A 23,675-nucleotide genomic window follows, 5' to 3' on the forward strand; every position below is an offset into this window, starting at 1 on the left:
CGCATTTGCTATTTCGGGGTTCGCATTTGCTATTTCGGGGTTCGCATTTGCTATTTCGGAGTACGCATTTGTTATTTCGGCGATCGCATTTACTATTTATTGAAGGCTTATCTTCTTAAACTGCGCGGGTCAAGCGCATCTCTCAGCCCATCACCGAGTAGGTTGAATGCCAGCACTGTGAGAATAATCAGCACAGCCGGCGGCCAGATTAACCAAGGTTGTAGTACCAAAATTGAAGCATTACTTGCCAGAGAAAGCATATTGCCCCAAGAGGGGTCTGGTTGTTGAATACCTAAGCCGATGAGACTCAGTATCGCCTCTGCACCAATAAAGCTGGGGATTGCAAGAGTCGCAGAGATAACTACATAACTAGCCGTTTGCGGTAAAACATGGCGGAGGATGATATAAAGTGGGTTTGCGCCCATTGCGCGTGCCGCTTGGACAAATTCTCGCTCTTTAAGTGATAATACCTGTCCCCGAATGACCCGTGCTAAACCAGCCCAGCTAATCACCGAAGTAATTACCACAATCAGCAAAAAGCGTTGGGTACTACTTAAACCCGCTGGTAAGACTGCGCCCAATGTCACCAAAAGATAAATACTAGGGAAAGTCATTAGCACTTCTGCCAAGCGCATAATCAGGCTATCAGTCACACCGCCGAAATAGCCAGAAATTCCTCCAATAAGTAAACCAAGGGGATAGGTAATGATAATGCCAAAAATCCCGATAAACATACTGATGCGACCGCCATGCAGTAGGCGACTAAATTGGTCGCGGCCTTGGTCATCAGTGCCCAAAATATTGACTTTTGCGCCAGTTGTTGTGCCAAATAAATGCCAATTTAAGGGGATACCAGGAAAGATTGTGACTTCATCCCACTTCGGCGGTAGTGGCAAACTCATCTGCAACAATCGGTATTCTGGCCCGGAGACAAATAGACGCAGAGGCGAAGGCTTTGTCGAGTCTACAATGAGTTGGCGATCGCCTGTATCTAAATTCGTATCTCCTTGAGTTGTCGGATAAACATAAGGCCCAATAAACTGCCCTGACTGAGAAACCCAGTGTATCTTCGTTGGTGGCAGCAATGAACCATTAGGCTGTGAAGCATAGGGGTCATAAGGAGCTACGAAATCAGCTGCAATTACTCCTATATAGAAAATTAACAGCAAAATTGCCCCAAAGCGTGCCAAAGGATTTTTCTTAAGTCGTCGCCACCAATCCATAGTATTTAGGAGTTATAAGTTAGGAGTTATGAGTTATTAAGTTTTTATCTTAATTCATAACTCATGATTAATAATTTTCAACTCCCAACTCCTGTACAGACAAGGGTTAATCGCGTCTCCTAACTCCCAACTGCTAACTTCTCCAAATACCTCTGCTGTTCTTCCTGTTGTTTTTCATGTTCCACAACAAACACGTTTGAGTAGAGATTAGCGAGAATTTGTTTTCCCTGTTGTGTCAATGATAGGTAATGCAGTCCTTCTTGGATATAGGGATATACGCCATTCCAGTAAAACTTAGCGTAGTTATTGCGTAAATCGGCAGGGGTTTTATAGCCCAAAACTTTGTTTACACCAGTTTCTTCAAATTCGTAAAATAAAGAAGTAATTTTCTTCAAGTAACGCGGGTCGCTTAGTTGACCAATCAAATCAGCAGCACGGACTAATCCGGCAAAGCACTTTGTATCTTGATGATCTTCTGCCGCAGGCACGGGAAAACGAGTCAACTCAATATTGCTCTTGATTGCGTCAGCATCTATTAACTTGTGACCTCCAAAACGCTCATCAATAAAAAGCTTGGCTCTATCAACATGATACGGCGTCAAACTGGCATCAGAAGCGCCAGCAGCCACAGAAATCATTCTGCCATTTTTACCTGTGGCATATAAGTTTGCTGTTTCTCGGTCTTGCCGACAAACCCCTTTAACGTAGCCAATATCGTGACACACTAAGGAAATAATACAATGCAACCAGTCTTCACTCGAAACACCGCCTTCCCTGATATGTTTGCCACGTAAAATTTCTTGCCCCACTAGGGCGACTAGGACTGTGTGTTCAACATTGTGATAAAGGGCGTCGCTATTGGCAATGTTTTCCAAAGCCATGTTACCTGCCCAGGCGATAATATCCTGATAATCATTTTTAAAGCAGCCATAAGTGCGACGGTAGCCGTCTCGAATTTCATTTACAAAGGCATCAATTAAAATTTCAGTGGCATTGAACATATCTGCTTACTCTGGTAAATACCAATTTTTTATTGATTTGATTGATTTCAAAATTCCATAATCAAGGGCACCCTTGCTGGAATTTAAGGCAATGGAGTTTGCTCCTTTGTAACTCACGTGTAGCTGTAGACGCTAGCTTTATCTATGCCTGGATACATGGCTTCCTGGCAACACCAAGGCTTTAGAGGAATGCTCGATTAGGTGTAAAAAATAGTTTACTGGTGTACCAAGGTACATAAATACTTTCGATTCTAATTAGATAAATCTAGATGAGCCATATTAGTTTTTCATATCTAAGCATTGGTTGGCAGTGATCTAAATACAGATGGTGTGTGACATAGAGTAGCTCTATGAGATGAGAGGATTTTTTGTATCATAATCTACATAAAATTTATGATCATTCATCCGGTCGTAATTTCTCTTAGTGACAAAGTTGTATTATATACTTTTGCAGATAAAAGACATTTACTATGAAATACGTCATAGTTGATATCGAAGTAAATAAGTTTCAAGTTTTTTTAAGAAAATACCAACATTTGGTATGCATAGACAGAAAGTAGAGGTGTAACTGTGAGCGATGAAAGTCTTTCAGAAGTCGAGGTGAAAGAAGCTATAACCTCTGAAGATAGGAATTTTTTAAGCAAATCAGATCAAAAACTAACCAGGGTATGGTTGAAGCCATTATTCTTGGGTACTGGTTTAGGAATTGCGATCGCCTTGGTTGGGATGAGTGTATTAAATCGTTTTCCATCCCGTCAACAAAGCGTGGTAGCGGATAAAAAAGTTAACCCAGCGATGACAGTCACCATCGCCACAGTAGAAACCGCCCGTGTTGTCCGTACTCTTAAAACTACTGGGACTGTAGCCGCGAGTGATTTAATTCCAGTGCTACCGCAAACAAACGGCTTACAAATTAAAAGCATCCCCGCAAATATTATAGAAGGAGCTTTTGTTAAACAAGGTCAAGTGTTGGCGGTGTTGGATGGTTCTATACTGCAAAGCCAAATTAGCCAAGCAAAAGCAGATGTAGAATCGAAACAAGCAGATGTGGCATCCAAACAAGCCGATTTGGCATCCAAGCAGGCAGATTTGGTATCAAATAAAGCAATAGTCCAGCAAAGACAAGCCGATTTAGCTCAAGCTAAGGCCAAGCTAGAAGAAGCAGGCAAGAATTATCAGCGCTATCAACAACTCGCTGACTCTGGGACGATTAGCAAACAAGAACTTGATACTCGTTCCTACAATGTGAAAACTGCCATAGAAGTTGTGAACCTGTCTCAAGAAAATATACGTAGTGCCCAGGCTAATATCGGCAGTGCCCAAGCCAATATTAAGAACGCCCAAGCGATCATTAACAAAGCCAAAGCCGATGTCAAGAGCAGTGCTGCTAAGGTGCAACAACTGCAAACTCAGTTGGGACAAACTGTGGTACGTGCGCCGGTTTCGGGAGTAATTGCCGAAAAACTGGCTAGAGTCGGTGATGTCACTGGTGTACCGCCGCAAACCCAGGTGGGAACTGTGATTGGTGGCACACAAAAACTATTTTCGATTATCCGAGATGAAAAGTTAGAACTTCAGGCGAAGGTGCCCGAAACTCAACTAACTCAGGTGAAAATTGGCGCATCGGTGCAAATTACTTCTGATGTCGATCGGCGGGTGCGATCGCAAGGACGAGTCAGAGATATACAACCACAGCTGAACGATCAAAGACGGGAAGCGACAGTAAAAATTGACTTGCCGCCAACAACTTTACTTAAACCAGGAATGTTTGCTAGTGCTGCAATTACTACTGACTCAGGGATGAAAATGGTAGTGCCACAAAAAGCAGTGCAGTCCCAAGCTGATGCAAGTGTAATTGTATTCATCTTATCGGATGAAAATACCGTCCGTAGCCAGAAAGTAGAGTTAGGAGATCCTGGTAATGGCGACACAGTAGAAATCAAGAGTGGGTTACAGTTAGGCGATCGCGTTGTCGTTGATGGTGCCGGCTATCTCAAAGATGGCGACCTAGTTCGAGTTGCAAATTGAAGGGAATGGGAATGGGAAAAAATAACTAATGACAAATGACAAATGACAAATGACAAATCCAAAATCTAAAATTTCCCAATGTCTTTTAATATCTCAGCCTGGTCGATTAAAAAACCTGTTCCCACAATAGTTTTATTTTTAATTTTGACAGTGGTGGGTTGGTTCTCCTTCATGTCTTTGGGGATTGATACTAACCCAAATATTGATGTACCAACGGTTTTGATCAAAGTCACCCAACCGGGCGCAGGTCCAGCAGAACTAGAATCCCAAGTGACGAAAAAAATTGAAGATGCTGTGGCGGGGTTGGGCAATATCGATTACATGATTTCCACCGTCAGCGATGGGAATTCTAAGACGACAATCAATTTTGTTTTGGGTACAGATAGCGATCGCGCCACCAATGATGTTAGAAATGCGATCGCTCAAATTCGCCAAGATTTACCCCAAGATATCAACGACCCGATTGTGGAACGCCTGGAATTTTCCGGCGGCCCGGTGATTACCTACGCAGTTAAATCAGATCGGCGTTCTGTAGAAGAATTAAGCAATATCGTAGACCAAACTATTAGCCGCGCCTTATTGGGAGTTCGTGGTGTAGCACAAATTCAGCGAGTGGGTGGCGTTGACCGAGAAATTCGCATTAATCTTAATCCAGACCGCTTACAATCTTTAGCGATTACCGCCACTCAGGTAAACGACCAAATCCGCGCTTTGAACATTAACTTACCTGGCGGACGTGCCGAAGTTGGTGGTAGCGAACAAAGTATCCGCACATTAGGAAGTGCCACCAGTGTAGATATTTTGAAAACTTATGAAATCGTGTTACCACAAGGTGGTTCCGTGCCCTTATCCAGCCTGGGAACTGTAGAAGATAAATTTGGCGATGTGCGCCAAGCCGCCAGTTTGAATAATCAACCCGTGGTAGCTTTTCAAGTCTTACGTAGTACTGGCAGCGTTCTGGTGACAGTAGAAGAAGGAGTGAAAGCAGCAGTCAAACAACTGGAAAAAACTCTTCCTCCAGATGTCAAGTTAGATTTAATTTTTACTAGAGCCGATATTGTCCGCCAATCCTACCAAAGCACCATTGATGAATTGATTCAAGCTTCGGTGCTGGCGGTCATCGTGATTTTAGTGTTTTTGCGGGACTGGCGAGCAACATTGATTACCGCTGTTGCCTTACCCCTATCAATAATCCCCACCTTCGCAGTGCAGCAAGCCCTTGGTTACACCCTCAACAACATGACTTTGTTGGCATTAGCGCTGGCGGTGGGCAACTTGGTAGATGATGCCGTTGTGGAAATTGAAAACATGGAACGCCATATCGCTATGGGTAAGTCAGCTTGGGAAGCGGCTTTTGAGTCTTCCGACGAAGTAGGGTTAGCGGTAATCGCCAGTTCAGCGACGATTATTGCAGTGTTTCTGCCCGTTGCCTTTATGGGTGGGATTCCGGGGCAATTTTTTCAACCATTTGGCGTTACCGTTGCCGTTTCCACGATTTTCTCAACTCTTGTCGCGCGGATGGTTACGCCGATGATGGGGGCGTATCTTTTAAAGGAAGCGGAGGAGAGTGGTAGGGGGGCAGAGGGGCAGAGGGGAGTAATAAAAATTTTTAATTTTAAATTTACACTTCCAGGTGGTGGGAACAGAAGTAGAAAACTTGGAGATGAAAAGCGTCAAGGCTTTCAACCTTATAGATCGCTTTTACAGTGGGCGTTACGCCATAGATTGACAACAATGGCGATCGCCTTAGCCTTTTTTATTGCCAGTCTGACGCTGGTTCCCTTAATTCCCAAAGGTTTCGTTGATGATGGTGATTTTGGAATTTCTAACGTATCTATAGAATTACCTCCTGGTTCCACACTGGAAGACGTGAACAAGGTAGTCATACAAACGACTGATATCATCCGCCAAAATCCAGTAGTTGAACGTGTACTAGCAACAGAAGAGATCAATTCTGCCAGCCTTGCGATTAATCTCAAACCCAGAGAGAAACGAAATATTTCCCAAAAACAGTTTGAGGAACAAGTGCGTCCTAACTTTGAACAAATACCAGGAGCTAGAATTAGTTTTCAAAGTCAGTCACCGGGTGATAGTAGCAAAGGCTTATCAATTGTCCTCAGAAGTGAAAATCCCGAAGCGTTGAATCAAGCTGCTGATGCCCTAGAAAAGCAGATGCGATCCATAGCTGGATTGGTAGAAGTGGCTTCGACTGCAAGTTTAGTCAAACCAGAGATTTTGGTAATTCCCAACCCGCAACGGGCAGCAGATTTGGGCGTAACAGTGCAAGCGATCGCTCGTACTGCTTCCCTTGCCACCATCGGCGATAATGAAGCCAATTTGGCAAAATTTAATTTAAGCGATCGCCAAATCCCCATTCGCGTGCAAATCGATCCAAAAGCGCGGGCTGATATTAACACAATCACAAATCTGCAAGTCCCCAGTCAAAATGGTAGATTGGTTCCCCTGATAGCAGTGGCAGATATCCGCTTTGGTAGCGGCCCTGCTACCATCAACCGTTACGATCGCGCCCGTCAAGTTGCCGTAGAAGCTAACTTACAAGGGCTTTCTTTAGGAGAGGCAGTCCAGACAATCAACCAACTACCTGTAATGCAAAACTTACCGCCAGGAGTAGTACAGCAACCATCAGGCAGTGCCAAAATTATGCAAGATATTTTCGGTCGCTTTGGCGGTGCATTAGGGCTGGCATTAATGTGTATCTATGCAATTCTGGTGCTGCTGTATAACAACTTTCTTCATCCATTATCGATTATGGCAGCCTTACCCTTTTGTTTAGGCGGCGCATTGGTAGCGTTGATGGTTGCTCAAAAACCCTTGGGAATATATGCCCTGATTGGTATCGTGTTGCTGTTGGGGATTGTCACTAAAAACTCGATTCTGTTAGTGGACTATACAATCATCAACATGCAAGAAGGCAAAACCCAACGTCAGGCACTCATTGAATCAGGTGTGTCACGTCTGCGCCCAATTTTAATGACTTCTTTCGCAACGATCGCCGGTATTCTGCCTTTAGCATTAGGAATTGGCGCGGGTTCTGAAGTTCGCCAACCGATGGGAATTGCCATTATGGGCGGTTTTACAACTTCTACTCTGTTGACACTGGTGGTAGTGCCAGTGATATTTAGCTACATTGACAACTTTCAAACTTGGATTATAGATAGATTGCACTATGGCTTTGGTAACAAACCATCGCGTTAATAATATTGCTTCTGCCTCTGTGCCTATTGTGCGATCGCATTTACCAGTGGGAATCATAACAAACAGATTTACCACAGTAAATAACCAATGGCTTACCAAAACATTACCGCGTCCCTTTCCCCAGAAGATATCCAAGAAATTAAAGCAGCCTTTGCGACTATCCAAGCAAAGATGCCTTTTCTTGTTACCCTGAGTGCAGAAGAACGACGCAACTTATTTAAGATGGGCGATAAAAGACTAGCTTTTGTCAACAATAGCCTGATTGCTGCCCAATCTAACCGAGACATTTTACCAGCCAGCTTTGATTTAGATGAATTTGTGCGGGATTATCAACTAGCCGCTAACCTCACCGAAGTTTTGATTGGACTGCGACAACTGACAGAACAGGTAGATGATACCCTAATGGCTGTCGGTAGCGAAGCAATGGGTAGCAGTTTGACAGTTTATGATTACGTCAAGACTGCTGCGAAGAAAACCCAGGGTTAAAAACTATTGCTGAACAGTTAGGCGAACGGTTTAAGGCTATTAAAAGTAAACCCGCGAAAGCTGCTGTCGATTCTTAAAGGCTTTTTTAAAAGCCTTTAGTGATGTAGCCAATACTTTGAGATCCCCCTAAATCCCCTTAAAAAGGGGGACTTTGATTCTATTTCTTCCTTTTTTTTTAGCTACGGGTTACATACATCTTTGTACCAAACCAACATCGTTGGAGATCCCCCTAAATCCCCCTTAAAAAGGGGGACTTTGACTCCGGTTCCCCCCTTTTTTAAGGGGGGGGTTAGGGGGGATCTCGAATGACTATGCACCTTAACCTACGCAGTATTGGGTAGGGGGTATAAACACTAGAAAATATGACAAACAAACTTAATAGCAGCAATCTCTATCTACCTTACAATCCAAAGCTTGTAGAAAGAGCAAAAGAACTTCGTAAAAATATGACCCCAGCAGAAAAAAAGCTGTGGCATGAATATTTGAGAAATTTTCAACATCGGGTTTTAAGACAACGACCGATTAATCATTTCATAGTTGATTTCTACTGTCCTACTTTACAAACAGTGATTGAAATTGATGGGGATAGCCATTTTACAGATGAAGGTCAAAATTACGATCTGGAGAGAACAAACATTTTGGAAGGCTATGGTTTAAAGATCATTAGGTTTACAAACAGTCAAGTTTTAAATCACTTTGATAGTGTGTGTGAGCAGATACAGCATCTGATCCCCCCTAACCCCCCTTAAAAAAGGGGGGAACCGGAATTAAAGTCTCTCTTCTTAAGGGGTATTTAGGGGGATTTGCAATGACTATGCACCTTAACCGAATCGTAATCTGATCCCCCCTAACCCCCCTTAAAAAAGGGGGGAACCGGAATTAAAGTCCCCCTTTTTAAGGGGGATTTAGGGGGATCTCCAATGACTATGCACCTTAACCGAATCATATTGAGAGTCTCCCGATTTGCAAAACGAGATGTATCTTTTGGTCAATGAACCTCAAAGCATCATCGTTGAACCTCAAAGCATCATCGTTGAACCTCAAAACATCGTCGATAAACCTCAAAGCATCGTCGCTGAACCTCAAAGCATCATCGCTGAACCTCAAAGCATCGTCGCTGAACCTCAAAGCATCGTCGCTGAACTTCAAAGCATCGTCGATGAACCTCAAAGCTTCGTCGATGAACCTCAAAGCTTCGTCGATAAACCTCAAAGCATCGTCGCAAAGCTTTGGGCAATAAGCTAGAGGAAATTGCTCAAAAAGCTGCCAAAATCCTCAAGGATGAAAAGATGGACGTCTACGTTCGTTTAAATGCGGCATCGGCATTGGGCAACCTAGGACAAGCGGCGGCTAACCACGTCCCTGAAATCCTCAATTTCATCAAGGATGAAAAGGTTCCCACCTACGTTCGTTCAGATGCGGTATCGGCATTGGGCAACCTGGGACAAGCGGCGGCTAACTACGTCCCTGTCATCGCCAAAATCTTCAAGGATGAAAAGGTGGACGCCTTCGTTCGTTCAAATGCGGCATCGGCATTGGGCAACCTGGGACAATCGGCGGCTAACTACGTCCCTGAAATCCTCAATTTCCTCAAGGATGAAAAACTGGACTCGTCTGTTCGTTCAAATGCGGCATCGGCATTGGGCAACCTGGGACAAGCGGCGGCTAACTACGTCCCTGAAATCCTCAATTTCCTCAAGGATGAAAAGGTTCCCGCCAACGTTCGTTCAAGTGCGGCATCGGCATTGGGCAACTTGGGACAAGCGGCGGCTAACATAGACTGCTCACATGGCTGGGCAGACCTGAAAGAAAAGCAATTCCTAAGCAACTTACCCACGATGAAGGCAAGAAAACGCTGGAGGTTTTTCTCAAAGCCTGGGAACCTAGTAAAGACCTGGAGAGATTCAGAGAAGATTTAGCAGAACAGATTTCGATAGTTGCCAATGACAAAAAAGTTAATTAGAAATGGCAAGATATAGGTTTGCTACAATCCCACTACAACAACCTCAAAACTTTCTACCCGACTAAAGCTTATGCGGTGCAGTCGCAGATAATTAACCTTGAGGGTTGGCAGTGGTTTTTCAAAGCCAGAATCACCATCATCTCTCATGCTGCCTTTTGGCTAGCCCTCATCTTCGCCTACCCCAAATTTCCCCAAGTCCAAGCCATCTTCTTCTGGAACCCTTGGGTACGCCGTATTCTCGGCATCGGCTATGTCGGCTTTCTCCTCACCTGGTTTCCCCCCTTCCGCCGCAAATTATTTGAACCCTTCAAACCTTCCCTATTAGCCGACGCCGGCTTAGATAATTTTTATGACCAATCATACTTCCCAGAATCTAAAGTCAAAGTCCCCACTTCAGGAGACATCCAGCCAATTACCGCAGCCTTACCCAGCATTCAAGGACAAATTATCTTAGAAGGAGATTCCGGCTTAGGCAAGTCGATGTTTCTCCGTCATCTGTTGCAAAACTCCCAGCGCATAGTCGTTTATCTCCCCGCCCAAAAATGTCATAAAGGCGTAATTGAAGCCATCCAAGACAAGCTACACGGCCAAGCCCAAGATGCCGGCTTCCTGAAAAACCTGATTTACAGTGGCGCGATAGATATCTGCATCGACGGACTCAACGAAGTCACCGCCGAAACCCGCGCCAAAATCTGCCAGTTTGTCGAAAGCTATTTCCGGGGCAACATTATCATGACAACCCAGCCCCTAGAGTGGACACCCCCCTCAACAGCCAAAACCTACTACTTGCAGCCCCTTGAACAACAACAAATTCAAGAGTTTCTGCTCTCCCGTCAGCCGCGACTCCCCCAAGATGCCAAAATTCAAGGTGCTGATTATGCCCAAGCCAGCACCAATTATTTAACAGAAGTCCTCAACAACCAGCAAGCCCAAGAAGAGTTAGATGCTGTCCGCCGAATTCTTTCCAACCCAATGGATCTAACAGTGGTAGCGCTAATGCTATCACAAGGTAAACAGCCAAACTTGTTTCGCCTGCAAGAACAGCAATACAACCTAATGGCGGCAGAATACCAGCAAGAATGGAAACAAGAATTTCCGCTCAAAAGATTCTCAGCCGCAGTCTACCAAATGCGACTCGAAGACAAACAAGCCCTACCCGCCGATGAATTTCACCAAGTTGCCATGTCTTTAGAAGACGATAAATACAAAATGGTAGTCAGCCGTCAGTGGCAAGATGAAAAAGGCGAAGCCAAGAAAGAATGGTACTTCCGCCACGATAAAATCATGGATTTCTTTTTGGTGCAAAACTTTCTCGGCGAAACTGATGCCGCCGAAGGACTATTAGTTGATAGAATGGGCGATCCGCGTTTTCGTGGCGTTTATTTCTTGCTAGCAACGTTACTTCCTTTAGATGCAGCCAAAGAACTGCGAGAAGATTTGATTCAATACGCGGCGGATACTAAAGACAATACGGTGAGTAATACCTTTGTGCAGTTGTTGCGAACTAGGTAATTCGTAATTCGTACTTGTGTAGCCGCGTTCATGCACTGTACCGCAAGCAATTCCATTTACCTTGTCTCTAAAAGGATGTCTGAGAAGTATCAAATATTTTTTGATCCCCCCTAACCCCCCTTAAAAAAGGGGGGAATAAGAGTCTTAAAGTCCCCCTTTTTAAGGGGGTTTTAGGGGGATCTCCAGGAGTTAGATGTATACAAAAAAACTTTTCAGACATCCTCTAAGTGCGATCGCTTTCATCGCTATGATCGAGTGAGTAACTAGGAGTTGATCTGAGAAATGCCTAACCCGCTATACGATCAAGATTTGCAATTATGGATTGAGCAAACCATTCAACAGTTACAAAATCATGAATTTGAGGCGTTGGATATTGAGCATTTGATTGAGGAACTAGTTGATTTGGGTAAAGCAGAAAAAAATGCGCTCAAAAGCAATCTGACAATTTTGTTAGCACATTTACTCAAGTTACGCGTTCAGTATCATGTCCCCGATAGCATGAAAGGAAACTGGTATAGCTCCATACTTGAACATCGTCAGCGAGTTATCAATAATTTGACAGATACTCCTTCTCTCAAAAGTTTTCTAATAGAGGCTGTGGAAAAAGCCTACCCAGATGCTCGTAAGCTAGCAATTAAGGAAGGTAAGCTAGCTAAGTTTGGAATTCGCATACCCCACGAAAGTGAATATCCTACCGTTTGTCCTTTTTCGATTGAGCAGATTCTAGATGAGGATTTTTACAGGCTGTAGAAAATTGCTCCTGCTGTCATATTGCTTTACATCTAAATGGATAGACAGCTTGACCGAAAGGTTCTACAATCTGACTGATTGCGGTAAATTTACCTATTGCCCAATCCATATAAGCATAGTAAAGATTTTCTAGTGATTCCGTTTGATTGCGGAAGCACTAAATTAATATAGGAAAGTCTTGATTCAAGGGCAGCAAACAAATGGATGTAAAGCTGATTCTAGCCGGGTTAACAGTTATATTTACACTTTCGTGCTTATTCTTTGGCACGAAAAACGGATTTTATGATTCAGATAACTATCATGGTAACGGCTCCGCACATTGAGATAAGTCTGTAGACCCTTTGGCGACTTGCTGTAGGGTGAGTTGACTAAAATAGCTCAGAACTTGCAAAGGGAAAATAAACAAGAGCCAGACTCCTTAAGTTACTAGCTTGATGGCTTTTCGTTAGCCCACCTTTCCGAACCAGTGCGGGTTCGGTGGAGGCGTCCTCCCCAATCAAAAATCTGTATTCTCAGGGTGTAGGGGCGCACGAGAAAACTTACCCCTAAGTCACAAAACCAAAATTTTTGTAACTTTTGGCTTTTGGGATATGTCCATGATGATGAGGTTTGAGGGGAGGAGAGCATGAGGGATAATCTGTCGGCATCTTCTAGCGTAGATGCTGCGGAAGCGGGTACTGAATTAGAATGTTTGCCCTATAGTGTCCAGCATGACAATGAGGGCGTGTGTTTATTAGTAAAGATGGGCCCACACCGAATCCTATTGGACTGCGGTTTTGAAGATATTTCATCGCTGGCTAAGGGGCTTACTAAGTCGAGAGGTGGAGCTAGTTCGCCCCTACCAGCAGATTTAGTTTTGATTAGTCATGCCCACCCAGATCACGCCAAAGGCTTACTGGCGCTGCATAAGGCTTTTCCCAAGTTACCTATTTATGGTAGTGAGGTGACTAGCAAGTTACTACCGCTGAATTGGGTAGACGAAGACCCTGAGAAAATTTCCCAATTTTGTCATGCCTTGCCATTGCGATCGCCTATAGAATTGCAAGATGGTTTGGTGGCAGAATTATTTCCCGCAGGGCATCTACCAGGAGCAGTTGCAATTCTCCTGACCTACACTACCAAGCAGCGTACTTACAAATTACTGTATACAGGGGACTTTTTTCTGTCCAATTCCCGCTTAGTAGAAGGTTTGCGTTTAGAGGAACTGCGGGGCTTAGACTTGGATGTGCTAATCATTGAAGGTAGTTATGGCACATCCCGTCATCCTCACCGCCGTAACCAAGAAAATCAACTAGCCGAGCGAATTAATCGCGCGATCGCTGACCATTGTTCTGTAATTCTTCCCACCCCAGCTTTAGGATTGGGTCAAGAATTATTAATGCTCTTGCGATCGCATCACCACTTCACCGGACGAGATTTAGATATTTGGGTAGATGGTGCTGTCGCCACTGGCTGCGATGCATACCTTGAACTACTACCCCATCTTCCCCCATCGGTGCAGAACTTTGCCCGCCATCAACCCTTATTCTGGGATGAACGGGTGCGTCCCCGCGTGCGGCGGTTACAACCAGAACATCGTCCCACAGTGGGCAATTCACCTTGTATTGTTCTCACCGACTCGACATCTGATTTAGGTGAACATTGCCAACTAGACACCGGCCCCTGGCTGATTCTCCTACCAGAAAAAATTGATATAAAAGTTAATAAAGAATATTTAGCGCCCACCACTGTCGAAAGCTATCTCTTAGCTCAACATAGTGATGGTCCTGGTACTACGCAGCTAATTCATAATTTGCGACCCCAGCACGTCATTTTTGTCCACGGTTCTCCTGCCTACTTGGCAGACCTGACTAGCTTAGAGGAGTTGCAAAACCGCTACCATATACATTCTCCGGCGGCTGATACCTTAGTAGAACTGCCCATCGGCGACACATTTTTACAACCGGCAGCACCTGAGACTAACTACGAAGGCGAACTGACAGAGTTAGGAACAGTAATCACAATTACCCTACCCAATGTGATTACTGCCGATCCGCGTTGGCGGCAATTTGCCGATACTGGTTTAATCGAAGCTCGTTGGCAAGGGGAAGAACTAGTATTAAGGGGATTGTCTCAACGAGAACTGCTCAACCAAAATAGCGATCGTTATACATGGACAGATGTAGACTGTTGTGGTACTTGCCGACATCAAAGGGGGCAGCGGTGTTGGAACCCAGCTTCCCCGTTGTATAACTTTAAGGTAACTCTCGAAGGTTACTGTCCTGCCTTTGAAGGCTTATCTAATCCTGAGTCCTGAATGCTTAATGCTGAGTTAGGATTTGTTACTCAGCACTTAGCACTCAGCACGGAATTATTCTGGATTCGAGTCAGTGTAACGGTTGTGGATGCGCTCTGCTTCGGGACAATCTTCAGTCATCAGAGGTTCTACATTACCGCGTGGTACTGAAGCCAATTTTTGCGTTACAGCACCAATGCTCTCGAGGCGAACCATTTCTTCCCAAGAACAAACTTCGTCCTCTTCTTCTGTTTCATAGCGTAGGGTCACTAAATCTCCCTCTATGTCTATGATGCGGGCGCGTTCAATCCAGCGTTGCTGGTCCCGCAAGAAAACACATACCTCGCGCCCATCGCAACACAGTTGATAAATCTTGCGGTGTAGCATGTACTGTTTCTGCCTTTTTAAACAACGTAGTTAAACCTGTCAAAATCTGGGTTCTACCCCATTACATTACACCTTTAAGAGGTTAATTTCACTGTTTAGAACAAGTACGCTTCATAACCCAATCCCAAAATTTGCTTTTAGTTGTCAAAATATCAGGATAATATTAGGTCATAAATCAGATGCTCTAGCAATGAACTCAATCTCCCTCCGGCTTATTCTAGGGAATGTCTGCTTCTATAGAAGTCAAACAATTCGGTACCTGTCCTAACCAGGTTTATATTTGTTGGTGAGTCATTCTTACCATTATGTAATAAAGAATACTCCAAAACAATCGTTGATTGCGGTTGTTTAACTTGCCTAGTTTTAATCATTGGCATTACTGGGAAGTCCGGGGACTTGGCTTTACTTTTACCCACTTGTATCTGATCTTAACTCATTCTCTTGCTGACCTTGATGCTTTTCAACAACAACACCCAAATAGTTTTGAGTTTTTCAGGTTTTTGCCTGAAAAAAGGCAACAGTGTAAGGGAAGAGGTAGGGGGAAAGACCATGAGAAAATTCTACTCCAGAAGTCTCAGGAGGATTTATGTGGTAAGGGAAATTCTATAAGCGCGTTCGACGAGGATGCTTCTCGTTTAATTTTACCTGCGCGAACTGCATCATATAGGGCTGCAATATCTGGCAAATCCTCTGACTGATAGCATTTAGTGGCTAGCACCTGCTGGAGTAAACCCTCAGATTCAACACTAAGATATCCAGTTTGGAAAGCAGATGCAATAATTGTGCGAATCATCTTGATTAGGGCAGAGTGAGCAAATTATTAGGTCTAGTGTGGAACATTTTCTTCTCTTGCTAATTGATATGAAACATTGATACTGTGTGATTAGTATTACACCCAACCAGTGATTTACATCACAATATGATTTTTCGATACTCCGTCTATTAATATACAGAGATAAAAGGGCATAGGAATTTTCAGCATCAATGTTGAGAAGCTGAATGTTTTAACAATAGTTAAAAGATAACAATCAATTTTTTCGACAAGCATCCACAAAATCCAATCAAGCATCAGTAATCAAGCAAAAAACTGGCGGAAATCTTCATCTTTTTGACTTAATTGCACCCAGTCTAAGTTTAAAGACTGGAATTTTTGCACCAAGCGATCGCAAGCCGGACGTTCAGTAGCGTAATGTCCAGCATCGATTAAAATAAGATTGCGATCGCGACTTTCTTGAAACTGATGAAACTTACAGTCAGAAGTTAGATAAGCTTGGGCACCAGTTTTGGCGACGGCTGAAATGTAACTAGCTCCCGAACCCCCTAAAACGGCAACTCGTGAAATTGTTTGCTGTAAATCAGCAGTCGGGGAAAAAATTAAATTAGGGGGAGCAAGTCGAGTTTGAATCGTTGCGAGTAATTCCTGTAATGTCAGAAATGGCTCTAGCAAACCAACACGACCATATCCTAATCCTCCCTGTGTAACTTCTATGGGAGTAACTTCTTTGAGTTCTAAAATCTGAGCTAAAACGTCAGCAGTCCCGTCTTGCACTTGGTCAAAATTCGTGTGAGCAGTATAAATACCAATATTGTGGGTAAAAGCTAACCGTACCATTTCCGCGATCGCTTCACCAGTGCGTAAAGATTTGAGAGGATTAAAAATTAAGGGGTGATGGGCGAATATCAGATTAGCATTTTCTGCGATCGCTTCCTCCATTATCGCCAAAGTCGGTGTCAAGCACACCAAAACCCGTGTTTCTTCCTGCAAAACTCCTGGTTCAATTTGCCAGCCACAATTATCCCAACTTTCACACCAAGCAGGATTTGCCCATGCTTCAAACCAAGTAATTAAATCAGCAATTTTCATAATTATTTTCTTCAGCAATTTTTAATTGCTAATCAGCGTCTCTGTGGTTGAATATTTAATTTTAATGCTAATTGCTGGCGCATTTCTTGAAAAGGTTTGTTCCATACAGGGCTGGCATTCCAGTCCCATACTGCTACTGGAATAAGTTGTTCTTCAGCAAGATAAGTTAGTAGACGGTATTCATCTTCTGGTTCACGAGAAAAGGTAAAGGGGTTGCGGTAGCCTGTCTCACACAGTTTATAAGATACGACCTGACCATGATTAATACGTTGTAAAAGTTCCTTACCTTTGACAAGCAAATAATCCAAAAAGAACAGACTAAAAGGCTCTATGTGTGCGCGTTTTTGTGGCTCTTTTTGTACCCATCTTGCCCACTCAAATCCATACATAAAATCATGAACATAACGGAAGCGCATTTCCGTTTTATTTCCGAACATCTCCGTCAGACAAACCATCTTTTCACAAAAAATTCTTAAGAAATAAATAGCGCCTTCATCTGCGTTTAAAGCCTGTCTAAGCATACTATTTACCAGAAAATCAAAATCCCAAAATATGTTTTCTGGGAAATTTTCTATTTGAGTGCAGACTATACTTTCGAGAGTTTCTTGAAGAGTTGTGAGAATTTGAATGTCGGTGTTTTGTGGTGCAATCAAATTTCCTAATTCTGCAAAGCTGGTAATTAATGTTTTTTGGGGACTTAGTGACAATAATTTAACAGACTGCTGGGCAAGGATTTCATCAATAAGTTGAAAAGTATTCGTTGGTGTTATTTCTTGCTTCATAGTAATAGTAATAGCCCAGACAGCTTACACTAAATATTAGTGTATATCGGCATAATTAGATTATTTAATAATCACCCATAAACTTAACTTTTGGATTTACAAATATACACGAATTATTGAGTGCATATCTAGTTAATTTTGCATCAATAATTGTGATAAGAAAGTTATCAAGGCGAAATTTATTTGATGCATATCGCCGTGACTTTAGGAGATTATATCCAAAAGGTAGACAGTATAACCAGAGTATTTAAACTCTACATAACTCCACCTTCAATAAAACTTGAGAATCGGCTACTCAGAAATGTGAACAACCAATTCTCTGGAATGACTGCGCTGGCGGTGTTCCCAAATATAAATTCCCTGCCAAGTTCCCAGTACTAAGTGACCACGATTAATGGGGATATGTTCAGAAGTGTGGGTGAGTGCGGTACGGATATGTGCTGGCATATCATCGGGACCTTCTGCATCATGGATGTATTTGCCTGATTCTGGCACGAGTTTCGCCATAAAATTAGCTAGATCCACAAGAACATCAGGATCGGCATTTTCTTGGATAACTAAACTGGCTGAAGTATGGCGTAAAAATAAAGTACAAAGACCAGTTTCCACCCCCGACTCTGTAACTGCATCTGCAATTTTTGCAGTGATATTGTAAAAAGATTTGCCAGTAGTGGAAATTTTTAGTAACTTTTGGTAGTGAGTCATTTGAAACAGTAATTATTGATGACAGTAAAATCTAGCTATTAGTTCAATCTGCTTGATTTGGTTGTTGCTTTACCATTGGTCGATCGCTAGATTGAGTATGGTTATTATAAATCTTTTTGAAGCCAGCTAACATCTGTAAATTGTATTCTTGAGATGTAGATTTATTTATCTATAGTTGGAGTTCGCATTATTACATTGATATTGTTTTGAATGACTTTATTTTATTTGTAAATAATTAATAACAGCTTGAGCGATTGCTTCATTCCCATCTTTAGCAATTAGTTGAGATTGCCTTGGAGGTTGGGGTAACTCGTAAAGGAAATTCCAAGTCCCTTGAAAAAACTCAGATGGGGTGATGATTTGATGTTGATTATAATTAGTTATGCCTTTTACTAGAAAAGTTGCTTCGGCAAAGTCTTCACGCGGTATGGTGACTATTGGTAATCCTAGTATTGTGGCTTCCGAAAAAGTACTATAACCAGGTTTAGAGACAACTCGCCCACAAATAGGCATAAAATCTACAGGGCGGTATTTGCGGTCATTAATTTTCACTAAATTAGGTAAATCAGGTGCAGATTGATCAAATACGATAAATTGCCAATCTGGAAATTGCGCCATGTTCTCATAAGGAATTTGCTGTAAACCTAAGCCGCCAAAAGTCAACAAAATAGTTTTTTCGACTGGTGCAGTTATTCCCCAAAGAGAACGTAAATCCTCAGCAGAGTAACGGGGCGAACCGCCTGTTAAGCCGACATCTGTGATATTCTTAAAAGCTGGCATTGGTTCGTGGAAAGGGAGACGAAACAAGCGATCGCACTTTGAATACCAATCACTAATCCAATCTGCAACTGCGGTAAATTCACCTCCCCAATCCCGGTAGATAAAGTCCCACCCAAAGTTACTCATCATCCAGCAGGGAATATTTGCAGCTTTGGCAAACCCAGAAGCGAGGAAGGGAATATCAGCCAAAATGAGATTAACACGATTTTGGCGGATAAAATTCACCTCCGAGGCAATCAGCGAATTTTGATGCTTCTTAATATCCAGCAACTTTTCTAAAGTTGCTACTTTATCCATTGTCAAACTATCTGTTTGCACCACACCTAAATCAAATGCACGAGGACGATAGATAAAATCGCCTTCTATATAGCACTCTAGCAGCCAGCGTGGGGCAGTACTCACCACAATTAGTAGAACTTCTGGACATAACTTTTGAATTTTTGCAGCTACAGAAGCCGTGCGGGTAGCATGACCAAAGCCGTGGTTAGTTATCGCTAAGTATAAAATTGGGCGTTCCATTTTTAAGTTAGGAGTTAGGAGTTAGGAGTTAAAATCATAATCTCTACACGCTAACTTACAACTCCTAACTTTTAATTAATTTTGCAAAAACTTTGAATCGCCTCAATCAATAAGTCGATTTCCGATTCTAAAGTAAAGTAATGAACAGTAACACGTATACAGCTAGGATCGGCAATTGTCCGAGTTAATATCCTTTGTGAGTCCAAAAATTTTACCAACTTCAAATTAGCTTGAGGTTGCTTATTTTCAAGTTGAAAGGAGACTATACCGCTTTCGGGTGGGGAAGTTCGCAAACATTTAATATTGGGTAACGCCGTCAATTGTCGCCAGAGGTACTCACTGTTGTGGCAAATTTGTTCGTAACGTTCGTGTGACGTTCCCCATTGCTGATGAATTGCGATCGCTTCCTTTAACCCAAGATACAAGGGATAAGCTAATGTAGATACTTCGTATCGTCGCCCATCGGGAAGCCAATTCACAGGCTGAGATTGACTATCTACAACAATGCCATTCAAGCCAATAAACGTAGGCTTCAGGCTTTCTCGTGCTTCTGGTCGAACATACAAACCACCAGCACCCGCAGGGCCACATAACCATTTGTGACCAGTGAAAGCATAAAAATCTACTCCCAATTCAGTTAAGTTTAAAGGCAATAAACCAGCAGATTGGGCAGCATCTATCAGTAAAAAAGAATGATTATTCCTGCATACTTCGGCAATTTTATCAAGAGGTAAAACTTGACCAGTATTCCAAAAAACATGACTCAAGATCACAAGACGGGTCTTGGGATGCAAATGCTGGACAATAACTTCTACCGGATCGCCCTCATTTAAAGTTGCTTTTAGGGGACAGGTGGTAACTTCTACAGCGAATCTCCGCGAGATTTCCTGCGCTGTGGCAATTACACCTGGATGTTCGCAGTCTGAGAGCAACAGATGGTCGCCAGTACGCCATTCAATACCCCACATGGCGATATTACAGCCAACAGTGACATTCTGGGTGAGGGTAATTGTTTCAGATGGTGCATGAAATTCGGAAGCGATCGCAACTCTAGCAGCTTGAGTCTGGGGCGCTATCCAGCTATACGCCTCATTACCAAAGGGGCCTATTTCCTGAACATAAGCTTGAGTTTGGGCGATGGCATCCATTGCCCTCTGGGACATCGGCCCTTGTCCCCCATAATTGAAATAAGCCTTATTCGCTAAAGCAGGAAATTGCTCTCGATGCCGATGCAGCTTGATTGGTGATGCAGAAATACTAGTCATAATTCACAGGGGATATCTGCTGTATACAGGCTATTGAGATTCAAAAGTGATTTTGTCATTCTCTCTCATCTGTAATTTGGGAGAAAAACAAACGCTTGTGCTGTTTAGGGACTTTCAGTGAAAAAACATCCTATCTCCGGGTAGCACAGATGTGCGTCCCTAAAAATTTACAAGTAATTTGGGATAATTTATTTTTTGGAAGTCCCTTACGCCAATAGCTAGCTGTTGACAGTATAAAATAAACGGGAAATTAAGCGTGGACGCGATTGCTACTTCCAGATTTTAATTGTCACAGTTACTCCCAGATTGTGCTAATTCTTGTTAACTTAAAAGGATGCTAATTAATGCTGAACTCCTACTGCAATACCAACGCTGTAAACGCCGACCTTTTCTAGATATCCACGGTGACAAAAGTCAGCGTGATGCCCCCAATGAGTTGCTACGGAAACTCCAACAGGACAAAATCGCTCATCAGTTGAGTGCTTTAGCACAGATGACTTATCACCAACCAGATTATTCTTATGGCAACTGGGAAAAGGCAGAGAAGGCAACTTTAGAATTGATGCAGCGTGGGGTTGAGTACATCTATAAAGGAGTACTGTTAGCAAATTATTCTGAAGCAGACACCCTGCTAAGTCGTCCAGATTTACTCGTGAAACAACCGGGACAATCAAATTTTGGAGATTGGATCTACGTCCCGGCGAATATTGAACTGGGTAAGCGCCCTAAGCAAGAATATCAGGTTGTCGCTGCATTTCATGTCCAAGTGCTGGCATCAGTGCAGGGAGTTGCACCTGAAACAGCTTCGCTTATATTGCGAAGTAAAAATACAAATTATGCAGTGGATCTGTTTAAATGGATGCCACGGATGCAGCAGATTCTAGAGGAGTTTATCCAAGTTTTAGAGTCACCGAATCCGCCAGAGGTGTTTATTTCTCGCCAAAAGTGCAATTTTTGCCATTGGTATAGTGAATGTTATGCGATCGCTCAATCTGAAAAACATCTATCACTGCTACCAGGTGTAACACCCCTTCGCTACACTCAACTCCAAGCCTTAGACATTATCACACTGGAATCTCTTGCTAACACCAGTCCCAGCAGCTTAGAAAACCTGCTTGGTTTTGATAAGCAAGTAGCGCCCAAATTGGTAGTGCAAGCTCAATCTACATTAGAAAAACGACCCTTAATTTTACCATATCCGCTACCAACAGAAGATATTACATTCACAGCGCCCATAGAGCTTTATTTTGATATTGAAGCCCAGCCAGACTTAGATTTAGATTATCTCTTAGGGGTTTTGGTCGTTAATAGACAGACTAATACAGAACAATTTTATTCCTTTTTAGCAGACAAACCAGAAGATGAAGAATTAGTTTGGCAGCAATTTTTGGATTTGGTTTGGCAATATCCCGAAGCGCCAATTTATCATTTTTGTGTCTACGAGTTTGATACAGTTAAACGGTTAGCAAAACTTTACGGCACTCCACACTCGTTAGTGCGTCCTGTACTGAATCGATTTGTGGATGTGTATGAACAATTAACCCAAAGTGTAGCATTGCCCGTAGAAAGCTATGCCTTGAAAGCGATCGCTCGTTGGATAGGATTTGAATGGCGTGATAAAGAAGCCAGTGGTGCTAAGTGCATTTACTGGTACGATCAATGGTTAGAAACAGGCGATCGCACCTTACTAGAAATTATCCAACGCTACAATGAGGATGACTGTCGCGCCACCCATAAAGTCAAAGATTGGCTCGTCAATTTTTTCCAAGATGAATATGGTTTGCGACGAGCTTAAGTAATTTCGTATTTTCTAAAAGTTTTCAAATTCGAAATACGTCTTGGAAAGTCTAAGTAAAAGGAACATCCACTCAGACTTTCTAGAACACCGATTCAGTAATCAGAATTAAGTAGCAGACTGCTTAGTAGTGTTAGTAACAATTTTGGCAAGGACATGAAGATTATGGACAACGGCAGTACGGCGAAGGTCAAATAGATTTTTGCGATAACCAACGTAACGAGCTTGATCTCCTTGCCACCGACCAATATGAGATAAGGAATGCTCGACAGCAACACGTTCTATTACCGGGTCGATCATCAAAATTCACAGATAGTGAAATGTTAACGGCTTACTTTTGAACAGCATCCTATGGCTTAATTCACATAAAGCGTAATCTTACTTTTTTTAATTTTAAGGCAGGTTTCTCAATAAATTTATAACTCAGTATAGATAGGATAATAGCCACTAAGTAGATACTAAGAAGTATACTATAAAACCTCTTTTATGCAAGCCAAAGAATGCAAGCATTTGTTGCACAGGAAATGCATAAATGTACAAACCATACGAAAAATCTCCATATTTATCGAAACTTATAAAAGGAAGTTTAAATGCCAACCAAAATAAGATAATAAGGAAGAGCAAAAGGTGCAACTAAGTTATAGTAGTTGTGGTGAAACGACACTACTACAAGTATTATTGATAGTAAAAAAAACATATTATTAAAAACTATTTTTTCTTTATAAAGAAAGTAGAGGCAGCCAGCCAAAAAGTAAATTAGTAACTTTAAAAGGTATATATCTGAGAAATACGGTATAATTTTACTAGCTATACCGGGAACTGCGATATTAAAAGCAAATATTAACCATAAAAACAAAAATAAATAAAGTATAATTTTCTTATAAAAATTGAAAATCCCTAGTACTCCCAATATAGCTACAAAAAGATAAAATTTAAATTCATATACTAATGTCCACAAAGAACCATTAAAAGCTTTTGGATATGGAATATTTTTTACAAAAAGATTAGCAATACCATATTGCTTGATCTCCAACCACAAATTTACTGACAAGTATCTTAAAGGATTGTCTAAGTAAGTTGGCGTGAAAAAACCAAAGTATGTAAAGATAAGTAAATACGGAGAA

The 23,675-nt window shown here is 42.3% G+C and carries 19 protein-coding genes and 2 pseudogenes; 10 read left to right on the forward strand and 11 right to left on the reverse strand.

Features of this window, described 5'->3' with window-relative positions:
• Window positions 1-107 precede the first annotated feature (107 nt).
• Both HWQ43_RS00650 and HWQ43_RS00655 read right to left on the reverse strand, forming a co-directional pair.
• Window positions 108-1,223, reverse strand: a complete 1,116-nt coding sequence (locus HWQ43_RS00650; RefSeq protein WP_292728865.1) for an ABC transporter permease — start codon at window positions 1,221-1,223, stop codon at window positions 108-110.
• 119 nt (window positions 1,224-1,342) lie between these two features.
• A complete protein-coding gene (locus HWQ43_RS00655; protein WP_292728868.1) occupies window positions 1,343-2,224 on the reverse strand; it encodes an Npun_R2479 family HD domain-containing metalloprotein in 882 nt (293 codons plus the stop codon).
• Window positions 2,225-2,794: 570 nt separating this feature from the next.
• On the opposite strand from HWQ43_RS00655, the gene HWQ43_RS00660 reads away from it, so the two are divergent.
• From HWQ43_RS00660 to HWQ43_RS00690, 9 genes and pseudogenes are all read left to right on the forward strand, one after another.
• Window positions 2,795-4,252: an efflux RND transporter periplasmic adaptor subunit gene (locus tag HWQ43_RS00660; protein WP_292728870.1), complete on the forward strand. Its 1,458-nt coding sequence runs from the start codon at window positions 2,795-2,797 to the stop codon at window positions 4,250-4,252.
• Between the two features lie 78 nt (window positions 4,253-4,330).
• On the forward strand, window positions 4,331-7,468 hold the full coding sequence (locus HWQ43_RS00665) for an efflux RND transporter permease subunit (RefSeq protein WP_292728872.1): 3,138 nt from the start codon (window positions 4,331-4,333) through the stop codon (window positions 7,466-7,468).
• Between the two features lie 87 nt (window positions 7,469-7,555).
• A pseudogene (locus HWQ43_RS00670) lies at window positions 7,556-8,031 on the forward strand (hypothetical protein).
• 285 nt (window positions 8,032-8,316) lie between these two features.
• Window positions 8,317-8,703: an endonuclease domain-containing protein gene (locus tag HWQ43_RS00675; protein ID WP_292728874.1), complete on the forward strand. Its 387-nt coding sequence runs from the start codon at window positions 8,317-8,319 to the stop codon at window positions 8,701-8,703.
• 242 nt (window positions 8,704-8,945) lie between these two features.
• Window positions 8,946-9,194, forward strand: coding sequence for a hypothetical protein (locus tag HWQ43_RS33665; protein WP_366932762.1), 249 nt, complete (start codon window positions 8,946-8,948; stop codon window positions 9,192-9,194).
• Window positions 9,184-9,873 carry a HEAT repeat domain-containing protein gene (locus HWQ43_RS33670; RefSeq protein WP_366932763.1) on the forward strand — a complete coding sequence of 230 codons (690 nt, stop codon included), beginning with the start codon at window positions 9,184-9,186 and terminating at the stop codon, window positions 9,871-9,873. The genes HWQ43_RS33665 and HWQ43_RS33670 overlap by 11 nt, the downstream gene beginning before the upstream one ends.
• Before the next feature lie 62 nt (window positions 9,874-9,935).
• The gene (locus tag HWQ43_RS00680; RefSeq protein WP_366932764.1) at window positions 9,936-11,429 is read left to right on the forward strand and encodes a hypothetical protein; all 1,494 of its coding nucleotides are present in this window, start codon (window positions 9,936-9,938) and stop codon (window positions 11,427-11,429) included.
• Window positions 11,430-11,711: 282 nt separating this feature from the next.
• Entirely contained in the window at window positions 11,712-12,179 is a 468-nt protein-coding gene (locus tag HWQ43_RS00685) for a DUF29 domain-containing protein (protein ID WP_292728876.1), read from the forward strand.
• A 625-nt stretch (window positions 12,180-12,804) separates the two neighbouring features.
• Window positions 12,805-14,475, forward strand: coding sequence for an MBL fold metallo-hydrolase (locus HWQ43_RS00690; RefSeq protein ID WP_292728878.1), 1,671 nt, complete (start codon window positions 12,805-12,807; stop codon window positions 14,473-14,475).
• 54 nt (window positions 14,476-14,529) lie between these two features.
• Here the strand turns inward: HWQ43_RS00690 and HWQ43_RS00695 are convergent, their stop codons facing one another.
• From HWQ43_RS00695 to HWQ43_RS00725, 7 genes are all read right to left on the reverse strand, one after another.
• A complete protein-coding gene (locus HWQ43_RS00695) occupies window positions 14,530-14,841 on the reverse strand; it encodes a DUF6679 family protein (protein WP_012408115.1) in 312 nt (103 codons plus the stop codon).
• Window positions 14,842-15,415: 574 nt separating this feature from the next.
• Window positions 15,416-15,634: a hypothetical protein gene (locus HWQ43_RS00700; RefSeq protein ID WP_292728880.1), complete on the reverse strand. Its 219-nt coding sequence runs from the start codon at window positions 15,632-15,634 to the stop codon at window positions 15,416-15,418.
• 282 nt (window positions 15,635-15,916) lie between these two features.
• Window positions 15,917-16,705 (reverse strand): Nif3-like dinuclear metal center hexameric protein, encoded by a 789-nt coding sequence (locus HWQ43_RS00705; RefSeq protein WP_292728882.1) that lies wholly within the window; start codon window positions 16,703-16,705, stop codon window positions 15,917-15,919.
• Between the two features lie 32 nt (window positions 16,706-16,737).
• Entirely contained in the window at window positions 16,738-17,487 is a 750-nt protein-coding gene (locus tag HWQ43_RS00710) for a hypothetical protein (protein WP_292728884.1), read from the reverse strand.
• Between the two features lie 291 nt (window positions 17,488-17,778).
• Entirely contained in the window at window positions 17,779-18,192 is a 414-nt protein-coding gene (locus tag HWQ43_RS00715) for a secondary thiamine-phosphate synthase enzyme YjbQ (RefSeq protein ID WP_292728886.1), read from the reverse strand.
• A gap of 216 nt (window positions 18,193-18,408) precedes the next feature.
• Window positions 18,409-19,491: a glycosyl transferase gene (locus HWQ43_RS00720; protein ID WP_292728889.1), complete on the reverse strand. Its 1,083-nt coding sequence runs from the start codon at window positions 19,489-19,491 to the stop codon at window positions 18,409-18,411.
• A gap of 71 nt (window positions 19,492-19,562) precedes the next feature.
• Window positions 19,563-20,756: an aminotransferase class V-fold PLP-dependent enzyme gene (locus HWQ43_RS00725; protein WP_292728891.1), complete on the reverse strand. Its 1,194-nt coding sequence runs from the start codon at window positions 20,754-20,756 to the stop codon at window positions 19,563-19,565.
• A gap of 334 nt (window positions 20,757-21,090) precedes the next feature.
• On the opposite strand from HWQ43_RS00725, the gene HWQ43_RS00730 reads away from it, so the two are divergent.
• Window positions 21,091-22,551: a TM0106 family RecB-like putative nuclease gene (locus HWQ43_RS00730; RefSeq protein ID WP_292728893.1), complete on the forward strand. Its 1,461-nt coding sequence runs from the start codon at window positions 21,091-21,093 to the stop codon at window positions 22,549-22,551.
• A 108-nt stretch (window positions 22,552-22,659) separates the two neighbouring features.
• On the opposite strand, the pseudogene HWQ43_RS00735 reads toward HWQ43_RS00730, so the two are convergent.
• Window positions 22,660-22,833: pseudogene (locus HWQ43_RS00735) on the reverse strand (IS5/IS1182 family transposase); the annotation flags it as partial.
• A gap of 304 nt (window positions 22,834-23,137) precedes the next feature.
• Window positions 23,138-23,675 (reverse strand): hypothetical protein (locus HWQ43_RS00740; RefSeq protein ID WP_292728895.1); only part of this gene is annotated, 538 nt, incomplete at its 5' end.

Source organism: Nostoc sp. JL31 (genome assembly GCF_017114965.1).
Taxonomy (GTDB): Bacteria; Cyanobacteriota; Cyanobacteriia; order Cyanobacteriales; family Nostocaceae; genus Nostoc; species Nostoc punctiforme_A.

Bases quoted from the DNA above. Each gene is read 5' to 3' on its own strand.
- HWQ43_RS00650 (WP_292728865.1), bottom strand. From the start codon at position 1,223: ATGGATTGGTGGCGACGACTTAAGAAAAATCCTTTGGCACGCTTTGGG.
- HWQ43_RS00655 (WP_292728868.1), bottom strand. From the start codon at position 2,224: ATGTTCAATGCCACTGAAATTTTAATTGATGCCTTTGTAAATGAAATT.
- HWQ43_RS00665 (WP_292728872.1), top strand. From the start codon at position 4,331: ATGTCTTTTAATATCTCAGCCTGGTCGATTAAAAAACCTGTTCCCACA.
- HWQ43_RS00675 (WP_292728874.1), top strand. From the start codon at position 8,317: ATGACAAACAAACTTAATAGCAGCAATCTCTATCTACCTTACAATCCA.
- HWQ43_RS33665 (WP_366932762.1), top strand. From the start codon at position 8,946: ATGAACCTCAAAGCATCATCGTTGAACCTCAAAGCATCATCGTTGAAC.
- HWQ43_RS00685 (WP_292728876.1), top strand. From the start codon at position 11,712: ATGCCTAACCCGCTATACGATCAAGATTTGCAATTATGGATTGAGCAA.
- HWQ43_RS00690 (WP_292728878.1), top strand. From the start codon at position 12,805: ATGAGGGATAATCTGTCGGCATCTTCTAGCGTAGATGCTGCGGAAGCG.
- HWQ43_RS00695 (WP_012408115.1), bottom strand. From the start codon at position 14,841: ATGCTACACCGCAAGATTTATCAACTGTGTTGCGATGGGCGCGAGGTA.
- HWQ43_RS00700 (WP_292728880.1), bottom strand. From the start codon at position 15,634: ATGATTCGCACAATTATTGCATCTGCTTTCCAAACTGGATATCTTAGT.
- HWQ43_RS00705 (WP_292728882.1), bottom strand. From the start codon at position 16,705: ATGAAAATTGCTGATTTAATTACTTGGTTTGAAGCATGGGCAAATCCT.
- HWQ43_RS00710 (WP_292728884.1), bottom strand. From the start codon at position 17,487: ATGAAGCAAGAAATAACACCAACGAATACTTTTCAACTTATTGATGAA.
- HWQ43_RS00715 (WP_292728886.1), bottom strand. From the start codon at position 18,192: ATGACTCACTACCAAAAGTTACTAAAAATTTCCACTACTGGCAAATCT.
- HWQ43_RS00720 (WP_292728889.1), bottom strand. From the start codon at position 19,491: ATGGAACGCCCAATTTTATACTTAGCGATAACTAACCACGGCTTTGGT.
- HWQ43_RS00725 (WP_292728891.1), bottom strand. From the start codon at position 20,756: ATGACTAGTATTTCTGCATCACCAATCAAGCTGCATCGGCATCGAGAG.
- HWQ43_RS00730 (WP_292728893.1), top strand. From the start codon at position 21,091: ATGCTAATTAATGCTGAACTCCTACTGCAATACCAACGCTGTAAACGC.